The organism is Flavobacterium piscis, from assembly GCF_001686925.1.
Classification (GTDB): Bacteria; Bacteroidota; Bacteroidia; order Flavobacteriales; family Flavobacteriaceae; genus Flavobacterium; species Flavobacterium piscis.
The window spans coordinates 290,471-308,544 of record NZ_LVEN01000002.1; the positions used below are offsets into that span (position 1 = coordinate 290,471).

At 33.0% G+C, this 18,074-nt stretch carries 19 protein-coding genes; 5 read left to right on the top strand and 14 right to left on the bottom strand.

The annotated features are described in order from the left end of the window. Positions 1–13: 13 nt before the first annotated feature. The 3 genes from FLP_RS02535 to gcvT all read right to left on the bottom strand — a co-directional run bounded on the left by FLP_RS02535 (position 14) and on the right by gcvT (position 4,314). The gene (locus tag FLP_RS02535) at positions 14–727 is read right to left on the bottom strand and encodes a YebC/PmpR family DNA-binding transcriptional regulator (RefSeq protein WP_029269334.1); all 714 of its coding nucleotides are present in this window, start codon (positions 725–727) and stop codon (positions 14–16) included. 230 nt (positions 728–957) lie between these two features. Further along, entirely contained in the window at positions 958–2,988 is a 2,031-nt protein-coding gene (locus FLP_RS02540) for a S41 family peptidase (protein WP_065447928.1), read from the bottom strand. Between the two features lie 243 nt (positions 2,989–3,231). Continuing rightward, positions 3,232–4,314 carry a glycine cleavage system aminomethyltransferase GcvT gene (gcvT, locus tag FLP_RS02545; protein ID WP_065447929.1) on the bottom strand — a complete coding sequence of 361 codons (1,083 nt, stop codon included), beginning with the start codon at positions 4,312–4,314 and terminating at the stop codon, positions 3,232–3,234. A gap of 382 nt (positions 4,315–4,696) precedes the next feature. Between gcvT and FLP_RS02550 the strand changes: the two genes are divergently transcribed. The 3 genes from FLP_RS02550 to FLP_RS02560 all read left to right on the top strand — a co-directional run bounded on the left by FLP_RS02550 (position 4,697) and on the right by FLP_RS02560 (position 6,999). Beyond that, entirely contained in the window at positions 4,697–5,545 is an 849-nt protein-coding gene (locus FLP_RS02550) for an NAD(P)H-hydrate dehydratase (protein WP_065447930.1), read from the top strand. A 298-nt stretch (positions 5,546–5,843) separates the two neighbouring features. After that, the gene (locus tag FLP_RS02555; protein ID WP_065447931.1) at positions 5,844–6,626 is read left to right on the top strand and encodes a HipA family kinase; all 783 of its coding nucleotides are present in this window, start codon (positions 5,844–5,846) and stop codon (positions 6,624–6,626) included. Then, positions 6,616–6,999, top strand: coding sequence for a DUF3037 domain-containing protein (locus tag FLP_RS02560; RefSeq protein ID WP_065447932.1), 384 nt, complete (start codon positions 6,616–6,618; stop codon positions 6,997–6,999). Before FLP_RS02555 ends, FLP_RS02560 begins: the two co-directional genes overlap by 11 nt. 339 nt (positions 7,000–7,338) lie before the next feature. On the opposite strand, the gene FLP_RS02565 is transcribed toward FLP_RS02560, so the two are convergent. Next, entirely contained in the window at positions 7,339–8,448 is a 1,110-nt protein-coding gene (locus tag FLP_RS02565; RefSeq protein WP_065447933.1) for a pectate lyase family protein, read from the bottom strand. A gap of 215 nt (positions 8,449–8,663) precedes the next feature. On the opposite strand from FLP_RS02565, the gene FLP_RS02570 reads away from it, so the two are divergent. After that, entirely contained in the window at positions 8,664–9,233 is a 570-nt protein-coding gene (locus FLP_RS02570; RefSeq protein WP_065447934.1) for a Crp/Fnr family transcriptional regulator, read from the top strand. Positions 9,234–9,355: 122 nt separating this feature from the next. Here FLP_RS02570 and FLP_RS02575 read toward each other — a convergent pair whose 3' ends face one another. The 8 genes from FLP_RS02575 to FLP_RS02610 all read right to left on the bottom strand — a co-directional run bounded on the left by FLP_RS02575 (position 9,356) and on the right by FLP_RS02610 (position 14,030). After that, positions 9,356–9,904 carry a HutD family protein gene (locus tag FLP_RS02575; RefSeq protein ID WP_065447935.1) on the bottom strand — a complete coding sequence of 183 codons (549 nt, stop codon included), beginning with the start codon at positions 9,902–9,904 and terminating at the stop codon, positions 9,356–9,358. 107 nt (positions 9,905–10,011) lie between these two features. Beyond that, a complete protein-coding gene (locus tag FLP_RS02580; RefSeq protein WP_065447936.1) occupies positions 10,012–10,518 on the bottom strand; it encodes a GNAT family N-acetyltransferase in 507 nt (168 codons plus the stop codon). A gap of 448 nt (positions 10,519–10,966) precedes the next feature. Continuing rightward, the gene (locus FLP_RS02585) at positions 10,967–11,572 is read right to left on the bottom strand and encodes a hypothetical protein (RefSeq protein ID WP_123921832.1); all 606 of its coding nucleotides are present in this window, start codon (positions 11,570–11,572) and stop codon (positions 10,967–10,969) included. Further along, a complete protein-coding gene (locus FLP_RS02590) occupies positions 11,550–11,783 on the bottom strand; it encodes a hypothetical protein (RefSeq protein ID WP_065447938.1) in 234 nt (77 codons plus the stop codon). The genes FLP_RS02585 and FLP_RS02590 overlap by 23 nt, the downstream gene beginning before the upstream one ends. A 6-nt stretch (positions 11,784–11,789) precedes the next feature. Then, the gene (locus FLP_RS02595; RefSeq protein WP_065447939.1) at positions 11,790–12,296 is read right to left on the bottom strand and encodes a hypothetical protein; all 507 of its coding nucleotides are present in this window, start codon (positions 12,294–12,296) and stop codon (positions 11,790–11,792) included. Positions 12,297–12,451: 155 nt separating this feature from the next. Beyond that, positions 12,452–13,318, bottom strand: a complete 867-nt coding sequence (locus FLP_RS02600; protein ID WP_065447940.1) for an IS3 family transposase — start codon at positions 13,316–13,318, stop codon at positions 12,452–12,454. After that, complete coding sequence (locus FLP_RS25625) at positions 13,318–13,752, bottom strand: transposase (RefSeq protein ID WP_065447941.1); 435 nt, start codon at positions 13,750–13,752, stop codon at positions 13,318–13,320. Before FLP_RS25625 ends, FLP_RS02600 begins: the two co-directional genes overlap by 1 nt. Positions 13,753–13,844: 92 nt before the next feature. Further along, positions 13,845–14,030 carry a hypothetical protein gene (locus tag FLP_RS02610; protein ID WP_065447942.1) on the bottom strand — a complete coding sequence of 62 codons (186 nt, stop codon included), beginning with the start codon at positions 14,028–14,030 and terminating at the stop codon, positions 13,845–13,847. 232 nt (positions 14,031–14,262) lie between these two features. On the opposite strand from FLP_RS02610, the gene FLP_RS02615 reads away from it, so the two are divergent. Continuing rightward, positions 14,263–15,183, top strand: a complete 921-nt coding sequence (locus FLP_RS02615; protein WP_065447943.1) for a hypothetical protein — start codon at positions 14,263–14,265, stop codon at positions 15,181–15,183. Between the two features lie 88 nt (positions 15,184–15,271). Here the strand turns inward: FLP_RS02615 and thrC are convergent, their stop codons facing one another. After that, positions 15,272–16,561 (bottom strand): threonine synthase, encoded by a 1,290-nt coding sequence (thrC, locus tag FLP_RS02620; protein ID WP_065447944.1) that lies wholly within the window; start codon positions 16,559–16,561, stop codon positions 15,272–15,274. 441 nt (positions 16,562–17,002) lie between these two features. After that, positions 17,003–17,938, bottom strand: a complete 936-nt coding sequence (locus tag FLP_RS02625) for a homoserine kinase (protein WP_065447945.1) — start codon at positions 17,936–17,938, stop codon at positions 17,003–17,005. Positions 17,939–18,074 lie beyond the last annotated feature (136 nt).

Here is an 18,074-nt window from a genome sequence, read left to right on the forward strand (position 1 = left end):
TATGTGAGAAATATTATGCTTCTTGCATAGTATGGTAAACGTTCATAACGTCGTCATCTTCTTCAATTTTTTCGATTAGTTTTTCAACGTCAGCGATTTGAGCTTCAGTAAGTTCTTTTGTGATTTGCGGAATACGCTCAAAACCAGAAGATAAAATCTCAAGACCTCTGTTCTCTAATTCTTTTTGTAAAGCACCAAAGCTTCCAAAAGGAGCATAGATTAAGATTCCGTCTTCGTCTTCAAAAACTTCTTCGGCACCAAAATCAATTAGTTCCAACTCTAATTCCTCAGGATCAAGATCACCTTTTGCAATTCTAAAATTACAAGTATGGTCAAACATAAACTCAACAGAACCCTGAGTTCCCATTGTACCGTTGCATTTATTAAAATAGCTGCGAATGTTGGCTACAGTTCTATTATTGTTGTCAGAGGCAGTTTCAATCAAAATCGCAATTCCGTGAGGAGCATATCCTTCAAACAAAATCTCTTTATAGTTGGCAGTATCTTTATTACTTGCATTTTTTATCGCGCGCTCTACATTGTCCTTAGGCATGTTAGCGGCTTTTGCATTTTGTATTACAGCTCTTAATCTAGAATTGGCGTCAGGGTTAGGACCGCCTTCTTTAACAGCCATAACGATGTCTTTACCAATTCTGGTAAATGTTTTGGCCATTGCTGACCAACGTTTCATTTTTCTTCCTTTTCTAAATTCGAACGCTCTTCCCATTTCTAATTTTTAGTTTTGAGATGCAAAAATACGGTTATTCCTTTTTTTAGCAAAATCAATTGTATTCTTTTTTAAATTATGTTTTGTGAATAATTTGACCGCTAAGATCGCTAAGATTTACGATAAGTTCGCAAAACTTTTAAAGATTAATCTTAGATAAGGTCAACAAGTTTTATCCATAATATCATTTTCAAAGTAGAAGACTTTCAAAATGTGATAAAATCTAAAATCTATTTCGCTCCATTAAATTCATTAATAACATTTACAGCTTCATTCAGGTACGGATTTGTTTTTAGATTATTAATCTGGTATTGATTGATGGTTTTGTCATTGGGATAAGCGCCTAACAAAAACTGATTCACGGTTGAATTATAGACATCTAACGGATTATTCTCGTCATTAAATGTATTGATCTCTTTCCAGAGTGAGTTAACGATTTTTTTCTGATTAAAAACAGCATCCAAAGTCATCGGAATCTCTGCTTTTGGTGTATTAACAAGTTGATCAATTTTCAGATTTATCTTTTTAATATTATTAAAGAAGTAATTATCAGCCAATCTTGTAGTACTGTTTTTTGCCAGTTTATCACTAAGTGATCGTTTGACATAAGGTTTAAATTTTAGCAAAGCCTGTATGCTGTCATTTTTGATAGCGGTCGGGAAATCACTTTCTTTTTGGTAGACACCTTCATAAAATTCAGGAAGAACCACATCGGGTTTTACGCCAATATACTGATGGCTTTTGCCTGTCACTCTGTAAAATTTGTTAATTGTTATTTTCAAAAAGTCAGTATTTTTAGTTTCGTCAAGCGAAAGTATGGTTTGCATAGTAGCTTTTCCAAGCGTATTACTGCCCAGTAATAATGCGCGATTATAATCTTGTAAAATCGAAGAGAAGAATTCACTTGCCGAAGCTGTATTACTGTTGACCAAAATCACAATTGGTCCTTTATAAATCAAACCTTTGTAAGGATCATTAATTACTGATTTTCCTTCTCTATTGTCAACTACAATTGAAAGTGGACCGTAATCGATAAACATTCCGGCCAGTTTTATAGCTTCTTCCATAGATCCGCCCCCGTTATCAATTAAATCAATTACAAGACCTTTTATATTATCTCTTTCCAGTTTTATGACTTCTCGTGCTACATCATCGGCACAACCTTTTCGGCTATTACCATCTAAATCAGCGTAGAAACTTGGAATTTTAATGTATCCAATTTTACTGTCTTTACCAATTATAAAACTAAAAACCGAATTATCTTCATCTTTCATCACCTGCTTCTCGATATATACATCAAAGCTTTTTCCTGAATTTCGCTTTAGCGTAAGCGTAATACTTTTGTTCGATTCAGATAAAATCATCGTCGAAATAGATTCTAATGAAGCACATGAAACCTGCAACGATTCCTTTTGATTCGATATTGAAACAATCTGATCACCCTTTTTTATTTGTCCCGTTTGATAAGCAGGGCCATTAGGGTCGAGTTCAGCTATGATAATTTCGTTTTTTTCGTTTAGACTAACAGTCATTCCCAGTGACAAATGTTCTTTTGATAATGAAGCAACAAAACTCGTTTTAGAGTCATCACTAAAATAAGCCGTATGCGGATCAAAATAAGTACAAAAGTAATTGTAGAGCTTTTCTTCCTGTTTCGTATTGGTTTCTAAAAGTGTATTGATCCTACAGATTTCATTGGTAACAATTAAGTTTTTAGACTTTAATTCAATCGACTTAAAATTAGTTTTAAGAGAATCTAAATTATCACTCGATTCGGCAATTTCATCCAGAATTTGATATCGGATTTTTTTAGACCATACTTTTTCAAGATCTTCTTTTTTAAGGTAAAAAGGGAATGATTTTTTATAAAACCTGATTGTATCTTTTTTAGTATAATCGATGGGTTCCTTTTGAATTTTTTCGAGCACAGTTTTAGTTCTCAAAAGACCATTTCGATATACAGAAGTAATATCGCCCAAAAAATCACAATGGTTACTTAGAATAAGATCATCCAGATTGCTACGATATTTATTGGCTAATTCGTCATATTCAGTCTTAAAAAACAGGTTTCTAGAAGGATCTAATTCATTGATCAGATTATCAAAAACAAAAACCGATAAACTATCATCTACCAGTTTCGGCCTAATATGTTCTTCCTGAATAAGTGCATTTATTTTGTTTAGTATTTCGCATGTATTGTCGCTATTTTGACTAAATAGAACATTGGTAACTAACAGTAATACTAATAATATTTTTTTCATAAATCGAAAATCTTCGTTTAGACTAAAATTACACTTTATTTTTTGATAAAAAGTTACAATTTTTCTAAAATTTCTTACATCTAAACGATTTGTTTTTAGCAGATAATTTTCAAATAATGAAAAAATTTCGCCACGAATTCTCAGATTTTTTATTTAACCTGTGCTTAATAATTCGTGAATTCGTCTCAAAAAAAAATGCGCTACTTTTAAGTAACGCATTTCTAAAATTTTTATATTAAAAAACTATTTCTTATAGAAAGGTAATTTTACCACTTTAGCCGGAACATCATTTTTTCTGATTCTAATAAAAATATCGCTATCAACAGCGCTATTGTTTACCGTAACATATCCTAAACCAATCCCTTTATTCATAGAAGGCGACATCGTTCCAGAAGTTACAATACCAATTACTTCGCCAGCTGCATCAACAATTTCATAATCATGTCTTGGTACCGCACGTTCCTGCATTTCAAAAGCCACTAATTTTTTAGTAACACCCGCTTCTTTCTGGTTTTTCAAACCTTCAGAATTGGTAAAATCTTTAGTAAACTTAGTAATCCATCCCAATCCTGCTTCAAGAGGAGAAGTAGCATCATTAATATCGTTTCCGTACAAACAAAAGCCCATTTCAAGACGCAAAGTATCACGAGCCGCTAATCCAATTGGTTTAATGCCAAAAGCTGCACCAGCCTCAAAAACTTTATTCCAGATCGCTTCAGCATCAGCATTTTTGCAGTAAATCTCAAATCCGCCAGAACCTGTATAACCAGTTGCAGAGATAATTACATCATTAAAACCAGCAAAATCAGCCACTTCAAAATGGTAATAAGCAATTGCCGATAAATCTATAGAAGATAAAGGTTGCATAGCTTCAACCGCTTTTGGTCCCTGAATCGCCAATAAAGAGTAATCATCAGATAGGTTTTTCATATCAACACCCAAATCATTGTGCGATGAAATCCAGTTCCAGTCTTTGTCAATATTCGAAGCATTTACAACCAGTAAATACTCTTCCTCTTTCATTTTATACACAATCAAATCATCCACAATTCCGCCTTCATTGTTAGGCAAACACGAATATTGCGCTCTGCCAATAGTCAAAGTCGAAGCATCATTCGAAGTTACTTTCTGAATCAAAGCCAAAGCATTTGGACCCGTCAACAAAAATTCACCCATATGCGAAACGTCAAAAACGCCCACACCAGTACGAACCGTTTCGTGTTCAGCGTTAATTCCCTCATAAGTAATAGGCATATTATAACCCGCAAAAGGCAGCATTTTCGCTCCCAAACTCTCATGTATGTGCGTAAGCGCAGTATTTTTCATTGTGTTGTTTTATAAAATTGTTTCGCAAATTTATTCAAAAAATATATAAAAATGATAGTCTAAATTATAAATTTCGCAATGATTAGGAGCAATTTCCTGCTATCCGCTATATCTTTTGTTTTTTAAAGAAAAAAACAAAAGGATGCCGCTTCTATCAGAGCTAGGAATTTTACGAAACGAGAAATACTTTCTTCTTCAAATTTTATGTAACTTTAATCATCTAATTTTTTTATTGTCAATGAAATTAAGATAAATATACGGGCATCAGCAAATTAAAAATCCGTTTTTATCCGCGTTTTTACGAAGTAAATCCGTTTTATCCGCGTTAGAATTAACCTAAATTCATAGATAATTAAAATATTATAATAGATAGATAAGCCAAATGAAAGATCCGCGTTTAATTACAAAAGAAGAGATTTTAAAATTCTACAAACCCATAAATCCTCACACACATAAAGGACTTCAGGGGCATGCTGTAATTATTGCGGGAAGTTACGGCAAAATAGGAGCGGCAGTTTTGGCATCAAAATCCTGTCTAAAATCAGGTTGCGGACTTGTAACTACGTTTACACCAAAATGCGGCTATCAAATCCTCCAGATTTCAATTCCCGAAGTTATGGTGGTCACTGATGAAAATGCTAATTTTATCACTAATATTCATTTTCCAATTCAGCCACAAGCCATCGCGATTGGTCCGGGAATAGGGCAGGAGTTGGGAACACAAAAAGCTTTATTCGAATTTTTAAGAGTTAATAAAACACCTTTGGTTCTCGATGCCGATGCATTGAATATTTTATCTCAAAACCTTTCCTGGTTAGAATTAGTTCCCGAAAACACAATCATTACACCACACCCAAAAGAACTCGAACGCCTGATTGGCAAATGGAATTCAGAATCTGAAAAATTTCAAAAAACAATCGCTTTCTCCGAAAAATACAAAGTGATTATCGTCATGAAAGGCGCACCAACCTACATCATCAACAAAACCGAAATATACGAAAATACAACAGGAAACGCCGCACTAGCCACCGCAGGAAGCGGCGACACTCTAACTGGAATTATAACGAGTTTTGTAGCGCAGGGTTACGAACCCAGATACGCCGTAAAACTTGGCGTTTATCTTCATGGCTTAACCGCCGACATTGCTTTACCACAAACCGGTTATCAATCGTTTATTGCTTCTGATATTATTGAGAATCTTGGAAAAGCGTTTTTGAGCTTGGGAACTTAAAAAATTAACAGCAAAGTTCGCAAAGGTTTACGCAAGGTTCGCAAAGATTTTTTGTTGTAGCTTGTTGCATTCAGCTTGTCAGGCTGAGCGAAGTCGAAGCCCACGTTCCAATTGGCAAGTCCTTCGACTTCGCTCAGGATGACATAAAATGAGAGTAAATCTGCAAAATCTGCGTGAACAAGAAAAAAAATCTAAAATCTACCTTCTACAATCTAAAATCAAAAAAACGTAAGTTTGTAATATCAAAGATTAGAAACTTAGCAACTCAGTTTCTTAGCATCTTTGAATCTTAAAAAAAATGAAAAACAATTTCGATCTTAGAACGGTAAACGTTACCCGATATATAACGCCTTTGCGCGAAGGCGGTTCTTTACCCGCTTTGGCAGAAGCCGATGATGACTTTAAATACGTCCTAAAATTCAGAGGAGCCGGTCACGGCGTAAAAGCCCTAATAGCCGAATTAGTAGGCGGACAAATAGCAAAAGCCCTTAAATTACAATTACCCGAATTGGTTTTCGCGAATCTCGATGAAGCTTTCGGGAGAAACGAGGGCGACGAAGAAATTCAGGATTTACTGCAAGGAAGTCAGGGATTAAATTTGGCGTTGCATTTCTTATCCGGTGCTATTACGTTCGATCCTGTTGTAACAACTGTAGATGCAAAACTAGCGTCGCAAATTGTTTGGCTGGATGCTTATATTACCAATGTCGATCGTACATTCAGAAATACCAATATGCTGATTTGGCATAAAGAATTATGGCTTATTGATCACGGCGCATGTTTGTACTTTCACCATTCTTGGAACAATTGGGAGCAACATGCCAAAAGTCCTTTTGCATTGATAAAAGATCACGTTTTATTGCCACAAGCTTCACTTTTGAAAGAGGTCGACGCCGAATATAAAGCACTTTTAACGCCCGAAATTCTGGTAGATATTGTAAATACAATTCCAGAAGAGTGGCTGCAATGGGAAGATACTGATGAAACTCCCGAAGCTTTGCGAAATGTATATTTACAGTTTTTGCAAACCAGATTAAACAATTCCGAAATCTTTGTAAATCAGGCTCAAAATGCAAGATAGTCACTTATATGAGTATGCCGTAATTCGCGTAGTACCAAGAGTAGAACGCGAAGAATTCCTAAATATCGGAATCATTTTATTTTGTAAAAGAGCCAAATTTATAAAAGTATTGCACCACATAAACGATGCTAAAATTGAAGCTTTATCAAACGATTTTGACATCGAACAACTGCATTGTAACATTGCCGCTTTAGAAAAAATTGTAAACGGAGCCAAAGATGGCGGCCCAATTGGCGCAATGGATATTCCGGAACGTTTTCGGTGGTTAACCGCTATTCGAAGTTCAGCCATTCAAACTTCCCGACCTCATTCAGGATTATCTCAGGACTTAGAAAAAACGATTCAGAGATTGTTTGAAGAATTAGTTCTTTAGAGGAAGGTTCTAAGATGCTGAGTTGCTAAGGTTCTAAGGCTCAAAGCAACATATGTTCAAAGGTTTTTTGTAGAGACGCACTGCATTGTGTCTAACTATCGTTTAAAAAAAATCTCGCAAAGACGCGGAGTCGCAAAGAATATAAAACTTTGCGACTCCGCGTCTTTGCGAGATTAAAAAATAAAGCTTAGCGAACCTTGCGTAAAACCCTTGCGTTCCTTGCGGTTAAACTGTACAGTTAAATTCAGCGCAAAATAAAAAAATCATCCCCTGTAAGAATGTTAAACTTACAGAGGATGAAAAACTAAACTAACTCATTTTTTTTCTGCGCGCCATCAATTAAAATGATCCACAGATATTACCGCCTAAAGTAGCTCCTGCATTTGCAGAAACATCAGCTTTAACAGCAGTTTTATCCAGTTTTACAATGGAATAAGGAGGAGTAAAAGCTGTTTTGTTTCCTGCCTGATTTCCAGATGTATTAGTGAAGACATTATCAACAGCAGTTACAGCTGTATAACCAGTCATTAAATCTATTGGAGTTTTTACACCTTCAAAAACGTTGGCTTCCACACGAATATCTGCTTCAAAACCAGCAGCGATACATTTATTGTTTACAGTACTGTTGAAGAAGCTGTTTATGATATGTACTTTTCCAAAACGTACTCTAGGCATTCTTTCCTTACATCCCGGTGCCCACCAGCATCTTGCAAAAGTAATTCTTAGTTTTCCGCGATCTCCCGTAGCACCGTCGCTTGAACCAATTAAGTTAGAATATCTGTGATCATCAGATCCTCCTGAACCTCCTGCTTTTGGTGGTTTCAGGTAATGGAATTTAGAATACGTAACTGAGATATAATCAGATTTGTTTTTGATGTCAAAGTTTCCGTCAACACCATCTCTAAATTCGCAGTGATCTACCCATACGTTTGTACATTCGTCAAGGATTGCATTATCCCAACCATCAGTATCATAAGCACCAGGTCCTTCAAAAATAAGATTTCTGATGATTAAGTTTTTACATCTTTTGATGTTGATAATACCAGATCCATCTTTAGTTTGATTAGTCGAAACTAATTTTGCACCATTAGCACCATAAATAGTTTTACCCGTTTGATCCTGAAATGACAATCTTGTCGTTACAGTAATAGTACCGCTAACTTTGATCACTTTTACAGAACTGTTTTCAATTGCAGATTTCAACTGCGCATAAGTAGTAACATTTGTTTCAGCAGCTGATCCTCCACCGGTTACACTTCCGTTTTGCGAGGCCCATCCCGGAACCTGTGCACAATTGCCAATTTTTGCTGTAAAACTACCAGAATTAGGTGTAGTTTCGATAATAGCATTTTGATTGCCTTGGTCAGAAGCAATTTCATCAGAGTTGCAGCTTGCAAATCCTAATACAAGTGTTAAGGCTAACACTGTCCATGTTGATTTAATTTTCATAATAATTAAGTTTGGTTAAATAGTTATTACTGCAAATCTGCTTATAATTAGTATGAAAAAAGTTGAACTTGTTCAATGTTTTGAAAATATTTTACTGTTAATTATGTATTTAACATATTTTAAATTACAAAAAGTATATTTTTACGTAATCGATTACATTATTTTCATTCATTCACCTACTTACGCCCCTGAGTAAGAATAAAAGTAAAAACCACATGTATAAAAACCTACGCACAAGCATTGAACAAAAAATTCCATTGACCGATGAAGAATGGAAATTAGTTGTTGAAAAAGTCAAGTTCATTACACTCAAAAAAAATGAATTCCTGCAGATTCAGGATTCAAACAGTTCTTATGAAGGATTCATTTTAAAAGGCACTTTCAAAACTTACATTTTGAATGATAAGGGTACCGAAAGTGTTATTTTTTTCTCTTTCGAAAACGAATGGATGTGTGACCTCGAAAGTTTCTACCATCAAAAGCCAACAACCTACAACATTAAGGCAATTGAAGACAGCGAAATCCTGGTGATTAACAAAACAAACAAAGCAATTTTATTTGAAGAAGTGCCCAAGCTAATCCAGTTTCATATCATTATGGTCGAAAAAGCCAACATTGCCATTCAGCAAAGACTTATAGATGTGTTAAACAAAACTTCCAAACAAAGATATTTGGAGTTTATCGAAAAGTACGCTCACAAAGTAGATAAAATCAATAACAGAAATTTATCTTCTTATCTTGGTGTATCGCACGAGTTTTTATCGAAAATTAAAAAGAGGTGCTAAGGTTCTGAGATGCTAAGATTCTAAGGTTTAAAAAAAAAATCTCGCAAAGACGCGAAGGCGCAAAGAAAATAAAACTTTGCGACTTCGCGTCTTTGCGAGATTAAAAAAACTTTGCAGCTAAATTAAAAATCCAATATTCCTGAGAGGCATTCATTAGAAAAATGAAGAATTATATTTTCCTTTTCTGGATTTTCAATGACTAACAGATCATAAGGATTTAGATCGTATGCTGTCTCATTAATTTTAATAACCATTGTTTGTAAAGAAAATAGAATTATTATTTGAGCATTATAATGCTGATTACTGTTCGTGATTTTTAGTTTATGATGGCTTATTTTTTCAGAAACCATCCAGTTAAAATCAATACCTTTTGTATAAGAAATCACTTCATCATCCGAATTAAATTCCATGATTTGATATTTCTCATATATTTTTTTCTTTTTGTTTACCTCAATATCAAGAGAGTTATCAAGCATAACCAAAAAGCGATGATAGCCCTTAAAATTGGTAAACTCTGAAGGCACTTTTTCTATTGTAGCACTGCTTATTCTAAATGCAAAATCTCTATCAGCATAGCTTGCTGTTTCCGGATATACCATATATTCATAGGTCAATCCGCCACTCCAAATAGAGGCTTTGCTATCTTTTTTAGGCAAGAAGCTTATTTTCATTATGCTATTATTTTTAAATAAGAAATCAAATACGCTAACCTTTTAATAATTCATTTAGCCCCGATTTAAAAAAACGTAGTGTCTTTGTGTCTTCGTGGCAAAACCTTTTAAATCTTCTTCTCTAAATAAATAAACTCCAAAGGCTTATCAGAAATATTAATATGAATATCGCTTGAAGGAAAAGGTTCTCTTTTGCCAGTATCCACATAACCATGACGTTTGTACCATGCAATAAGTTCTGTACGAACCGAAACAACCGTCATACTAAGAGTAAACAATGCTAAACTTTTAGCATGATTTTCGGCTTCAGCCAACATCTTTTTCCCGATTCCGCTATTTTGTAATTCAGGAGAAACGGTTAACATTCCCACATATAATTGATGCTCTTTTTCCACCAACAAAACCGACCCAATAATTTGATCGTTCTCAGTAAATTTCAGAAATGTATTTTTAGAATCTAAAATAATTTCAGTTAATTCTTCTTCGGTGGTTCTTTTTCCTTCTAATAAATGAGCTTCTGTAGTCCAGCCTTTTTTAGAAGTTTCTCCTCTGTATGCGGAGTTTATTAATATGTTTAATGACGGAATGTCTTGTAATGTTGCTTTTGTAATCATGGTAATATTGTGCGTTTTTAATATTTGAATAGCCTCCCGCTTTAGCTGGAAAAACAAAATTATGATATTTAGGATTGGCTTTAGCCGAAATTATAGTAAGTTATTTTGTTTTTCTATTGATTAAATAACAATAAGTAAAATGAGCTGCTAAAACTAAAGTCATTCCAATGTTCCAATAGATGTGAAAGTAATCAAAGTAGTAGTAAAATCCACAATAATTTTCAATAGCTTCTCCCGGTAAACGAAAATAAAGAGGAAATACAATTAAAAAAAGTGATAGAAATATTGATAGAATTATAAAACGGCCATATTTAATTTTAAAGTGATCCGCAATGCCATAACATAGCATTTGGATAATTAATATTATAAGGAAAAACTTCTCCATAGTTTAAATTTTATTGGCAAAGCAAGTGCATTTCCTATTAAATAAAGCAATTAAAAAGAAGGTTTAATTAATGTAGAAATACGTTGTATTCTCTAAAATTTTATTTTTTTTAGTTTGAAAAAGTACATTTTCGCTTATTTTTTCTTTATCAATGTAAATTTTTCCTTGTTTAAATTGACCAGATATGTTTATTTTTCCAAACTTCTTATTATCGAGGAATATGATACTGTCATTTATTTTGTAATTTCCATAATGATGAGTTCGTCCTCCCCAGCTTCCACTTTTAATGATATATTTTCCATCTTCTTTTAAGTCGATAATTAATCCATTTCCGCTGGCGTGAATGTATGTTTTAGAATTTTCTAAATTTTCATAATAGAGATAAAGCCCTAAAGTAAAAAGAATAATGAAAGAAGCTAAAAAAGTTGGAAGTAAATTATAAATGTTTTTATGCTTTTTGAAAATTTTAAAATTTTCAGGAATTACATTTGATAATAAGATAATTTCTAAAACGCCTAAAATGATGTAGAAAAAAGGAGCAAAAACATTATCTGCCTGATATGATCTGTAAAGGATAAAAATAAATAATCCTCCCACAATAGTAAGTTGAATTATTCTTTTAGTCTGGTTTTTCTCTGCCATTAGATTATTTGCTTCTTTGAGATTCAAACCAAATTAATTGATTTTTAATTCTTTCAATAATATCTAAATCATGGTCACTGTGAATATCTCTCAAATTATAATTAGGATTTCGAGGATCAGTAGTTTCCTGAAATTGATTAACACCTAAATTAAAAAGTGCTTGCCCAAATCTTAAACTTGGATTTTTTTCTAAATATTCTTCTAATAAATCAAGTATGAACCTATGTTCTTTTTTCATTTTAAATTAATTTTCTTTATTTTCTAAATTCTCAAAAAATTCTATTGGGTCAGCAATAAATTTCATTGCATTTGAACTTTTGAAACCCTCCATAATATATTGCATTTCAGGTTTAAAGATTTCTCCTTTTAAATCAATCAAAACAAATTGATTTTTTTTACAGAAATTTAAAATTGCTTGGAGAACATTAGTAATATTGGATGCTTTTCGTAAGTCAATTCGAAACTGAAATTCTTCAATTTTTCTTTTATCATTTAAACAAATGCAGGCATCATTATCTTCATCGTTATTTTCGTTTCCTTTCCAATTCAAATAAATTTCATTGCCCCAGTTTGCTTTTGGAATAATTTGATCAAGTTCAGAAATAATCGAAGGAATGTCACCTTCAAAATTTTTCCAAAAAGAATTTGTCTCGGGTAAAAATTCTGTTTTATTATTTTTAAAAATGCATTGATAATTATTATCGATGGATTTTTCAGGAACTACGATTAAAAGGTATTGCCAAATTGCCATTTTTATTTTTTAGAATTGATTGCTGTAAATAAGTGATAAACCTATCTTTAATAGGGTTAATTTTAAAAATATAAAAATACTAAATAGTCAATAAGTCTTTAGTTTTTTGACTAGTCCTAAATAATCGATACAGATTATTAGACAAATATATTTAATTAGACACCTGTAATATTTTTTATTGCAGGTGTTTTTCTTTTATAAGTTCTCATCTTTACTACACTTTGTTGATGCATTTGAATTGGAGTGAGCATATAATTAGAGTAATGTGGTCTTTTGTTATTATAAATATCAATTGCATTTTTCACTAAAACCTTCATTACAGCAAGTTTTAGATTAAACTTATCAACATTAAATTCTTGTTTTAAAATTCCATTTATTCTCTCAGCTACTGCATTCTCATAGGGATGAGAGTTTTGGGTCATACTACATTTTATATTGTTTTTATGTAATAGTTTTTGATATTCATCAGAACAATATTGTATTCCTCTATCTGAATGATGTATTAATGTTTTGTCTTTATCTCTGCGTTTTTTTATTGCATTTTTTAAAGCTGTTAAACTACTATGAGCATTCATATTATCTGCCACATTAAAACCCATTATTCTTTTAGAGTAAGCGTCAGTTATTAGACTTAAATAACATGGATTCTTTCTTTTTCCAATATAGGTTATATCTGATACCCAGACTTGCTCTGGTCTACAGATCTCTAACTCTAATATTTGATTTTGATGTTTTCTAAATCTATGATGAGAGTTTGTTGTTATATGGTAAGAACGTTTTGATATTATCAATAAATGATTTGCTCTAAGTATATCTATAAATTTATCTCGGCCTATTTTAAGTTGATTCAACTCGCTTTTTAAAAGATAATACAATTTTCTTGCTCCAATTCGAGGCATTGTATTTCTAATTTCCAAAACCATATTAACAACTTTTGAAGCCAAAAGCTTCTTATCGCAACTTTTTTTTACTCGACGATAGTAAACCTGTCTCTCAATCCCGAACAAAGTACAGGCAAACATTATTGTTTGTTGTTGTTCTTTTTTAAAATGGTCGATTGTTCGGGTGGTGAGTTTTTTCGAATGTCAATTTGATATTCTTTTTCTGCTATATCAATCATCATATCGAAAATAATAGCTTTTTTATCAGCAACGAAAGCCTGCTGTTCTAAAAATGCTTTTTGTTTTTCCAATAACTTCACTTTGGCTTCAAGTTCCATTATTTTCTGTTCAGGAGATTTTTGCATAAGAGAAGGTGTTTGATTGTCCCAATCAAAGTTACCGAATTTTCGAAGCCATTGAACAATTGTTGAACGTGATTGAATAGCATAATCTTTCTTAACTTGAGAAATTGAGGTTTTTCCCTGTTCTATTTCTTGAACAATTTGAAGTTTTAAAGACATACTGTAATCTTTCTGTGTACGCTTAACATAGCGCAATTCTTGATCTTTTTCCATAATGATACTTTTTGTGTATCGCTATTTCAGGACAAGACATTTAATAATAAAAAAAAGCTATAATTTAGAGTTGTAGCTTTTTGTTTCATCGGTTATTCGTATGAATATAAAGTTTTTGTGGCAACAGGTTTTGGCTCAGGATAAAGAATATTGGTTTTTGTACGTTTTGATTCGGTTAAATAGCCATCTGTATCATAAACATATTCATAATCATATTTAATTTCATATTCTGTTTCGCCTCCGGATACAGCTTTCTCTTTCCAGTCTATTATAAGCATCCAATTATAAATATAACATCTAAAAATAGGTTCACTAGAATAACTACCCGCTTTTGTGTAATCTTTTTTTACGGCTTCACGTAAAATTTTAATAATATTTTGAAGGAAGATATAAGCTTTAAATTTGACTTATTATAAAAAGAATTAACTAGCGTAGATAATTTTTATTGTAAGATTAATGTCTTAATATTGCTCCGAAAATTTAAACCTTAATATTATTAATTACCTATTTATGAAATTTCCAAAACTACTATTTTTTTTACCTCTGCTAAGCCTGGTAATAACATCATGCTCCTCTGATGATTCTACTTCTGATCCAGTTGTTGTAGAACCGCCGGTTATTGATCTGTCGAATCAAAAACTGGTTTCTTTTTCTTATCCTTATGATAAGTACATCGGAATTAGGCGTGATGATGAATCTTATGAATACGATAATGCAAATAAAATTGTAAAAGTAAAAGAAGGAGGATATGTTTATGGAATTACTTACGTGAATCCTGATTTAATTGAAGTCAATCAATTAGAAGATAATGTTACCGGCCTTAAAATAAATGCAAAAACATCAATTCATTTAAAAGCTGGAAGTGTGGAATCAATTGTGAAAAACGAAATTATTGTATATGATGATAAAGATGAAATTTTTAGTGCTACTTCAGATTCAACAGTTTACATGTATAAAAATGAATATCTTTCTAATGTTAAATCATACAATAAAAATAAATATTACCCTAGTTACAGATTAGTTAATCAAGTAGATTTTGAAGAACATAATGGAAATATTACCAAAGCCGTAACCAAATCATTTCTATCGGAAATTAGTTACGCGATCAATTATACATATGATTCTGATGCTTATATAAAAGGTAGTGATTATACATATGAAACTCCGTTGTTTTATAGCTATTATACGCTTTATTCTGTACTACATGATAAATTTGGAAAAAAGAGCAGTAATAATATTATAAAAATAGATCATGAATATACTAATTTAGCGCCATATCCGAGATCTTTTAAAACAATGACCCTAAAAAGAACTTTGGATACTGAAAAAAGATTAAAAGAAATCATAGTATCAGGAACGACTTTTGATGATCTTAAAAATTATGTAGGTTTAGATTTTAAAGATGCTAAAGCTACTTTTACTTATAAATAATTAGAAAACAGATCGTTTTTTCTAAAACAAAACCACAAATTGGACTAGCTATTTTAGTACAATTTGTGGTTTTTTTTTAGGTTTTATACTATCCCAAAAACGCCTTCAATTCCTCATAAGTCTTAATCTTAACACTAACTTTATCCTCATTAATAACACTTTCAATTTGTTCTGGAATTGGAAGTGTAATTCCCAAAGCAGGTTCAACAACATCTAAAAACTTAATAGGATGCGCCGTTTCTAAGAAAACACCAATCGCATTCTCGTGTTTTTGTAATTCTTTTTTCAAACCTAAATATCCAACAGCGCCGTGAGGTTCTGCGATGTAACCATCAACTTTATAAATGTTTTTTAAAGCTTCAAGTGTTTCTTCATCCGTATAACTGTAGGATGAGAAATCTTTTTCGAAAGCTTTTAAATCGTTGTTGTATAATTCCTGAATTCTAATAAAGTTACTTGGGTTTCCAACATCCATAGCGTTTGAGATTGTCGCTTTAGAAGGTTTTGGTTCGTATTTTCCATTTTCTAAAAATCTTGGCACCGTATCATTTACGTTTGTAGACGCTACAAAATGCTCAATTGGCAAACCTAATTTTTTTGCCATAATTCCGGCGCAGATGTTCCCGAAATTTCCGCTTGGGCAAGAGAAAACTAACGGTTTGTTTTGGCTTTTCAAAGCTTTATAAGCAAAGAAGAAATAGAACATTTGGGGCAGCCAGCGCGCAATATTGATAGAATTTGCCGAAGTCAGGTTTTTATGCGCTAAAGTTTCATCTAAAAATGCTTTTTTCACCATATCCTGACAATCATCAAAAACGCCATCTACTTCAAGCGCTTTAATATTTTTTCCTAAAGTTGTCAATTGTTTTTCCTGAATGTCGCTCACTTTTCCTGACGGATATAAAATCACAACATCAACACCGTCAACGCCAAGAAATCCGCTTGCAACAGCTCCTCCAGTATCTCCGGAAGTAGCTACTAAAACTGTATTTTTACTGTCTTTTTTGTCTTTATTAAAATACGCCAGACAACGTGACATAAATCTTGCGCCAACGTCTTTAAAAGCCATTGTTGGTCCGTGGAATAACTCTAACGAATAAATGCCTTTTTCAACTTCTACAATCGGAAAATCAAAAGATAAAGTGTCTTTTATGATTTCTCTTAAATTGTCCTCAGGAATTTCATCGCCCACAAATTGCTGAATCACATCAAAAGCAATATCGTTATGACTCAAATTTTCGATTACATTAAAAAATGCAGGATTTAATGGCGTAATAGTTTGAGGAAAATATAATCCTTTATCACTCGCTAGTCCTTGTATCACGGCTTCTTTAAAAGAAACTTCCGGTGCATTATGGTTTAAACTATAGTATTTCATGGTTTAATTTTAGATTTTAGATTTTGGATTTTAAATTTTAGAAAAAAGAGAATAGAGTATAGAGAATAGGCTTTTCTGTAATCAATTTTCAATTTTTAAATTCCAAATTCCGTTGGTTGTTTTTATTTAACCGCAAAGTTCGCAAGGAATTGGTTTCTTTTGAAAACGCAGAGTTCGCAAAGCTGTGTGGTACTGTTTTTTAATTTTAATAATTATTATTCAGCTTTTTTGTCATTTCGTCCGGAGGGAGAAATCGCACTAGAAACTCCGCACAGAAATTCGCCAATCTTTGTCGATTTACGAGTGTGATTTCTCCCTTCGGTCGAAATGACAAACTATATGTGTTATACTTTGTGTCCTACTTTGCGGGACTTCGACTTCGCTCAGTCTGACAAACGTGACGCAAAATTTTTAATTTTTAATTATAAATTTTTAATTCTTTCAAAGAATCCTAACTCCATCAGGATTAATTTTCGAAACGTGAATTTCATACGGCAAATTCATTTTTTCGTAAACATCGCTCATCGCTTTGGCAATTTGGTCGGCGGTATTTTTTCCTCTGCTTAAAGCAAAAATCGACGGACCTGAACCTGAAATTCCCGAACCTAAAGCACCGTTTTCAAGAGCCGTTTGTTTGATTAAATCAAAACCCGGAATCAAAACGCTTCTTAAAGGTTCAACGATTTCGTCATGAAGTGATCTTCCAATCAAATCGTAATCTTTGGTGTATAAACCGGCAATTAATCCGCCCACATTTCCCCATTGCATAATCGCGCTTTTCAGGGAAACGGTTTGTTTCAATACCGAACGCGCATCAGATGTTTTCAACTCAATTTGAGGATGAACCACAGTTGCGTACAATTCTTCCGGACTATCAATTCTGATAATATCAAGCGGTGCATAACTTCTTACCAACGTAAAACCGCCTAAAAGGGCAGGGGCAACGTTGTCTGCATGCGCATTTCCGCTGGCTAATTTCTCGCCCTGCATGGCAAACTGCACCAAATCTTTACGGGAATAAGGTTTGCCTAATAATTCATTAATGCCGAAAACCGCTCCGGCAGAACTTGCAGCGCTGCTTCCAATTCCGCTTCCGGCTTTGATATTTTTATAAATTTCAATTTCGAATCCAAAAGTTATCGGTTCAAAATCTCTTTCATACGCTTCTAACATGGCGATAGCCGCAACTCCCGAAACATTTTTTTCGGTTTCCATAGGCAAATCGGCACCCACAATTTTGGTGATGCGAACTCCTTTTTCTTCTGTTTTTCGAACAATCATTTCATCACCCGCATTGTCTAAGCAAAGTCCCAATACGTCAAATCCGCACGAAAGATTCGCGATAGTTGCCGGGCAAAATAGTTTTATTTCTTTCATTTCTGGTTGGTTTTGCCACGAAGGCACAAAGTCACAAAGTTTTTTTAGCTTTTGTGTTTTTTGCCGCGAAGGCGCTAAGACACAAAGTTTTTTTATTTTTTAAGACACAAAGTTTAGAAAACTTAAAAACTTTGTG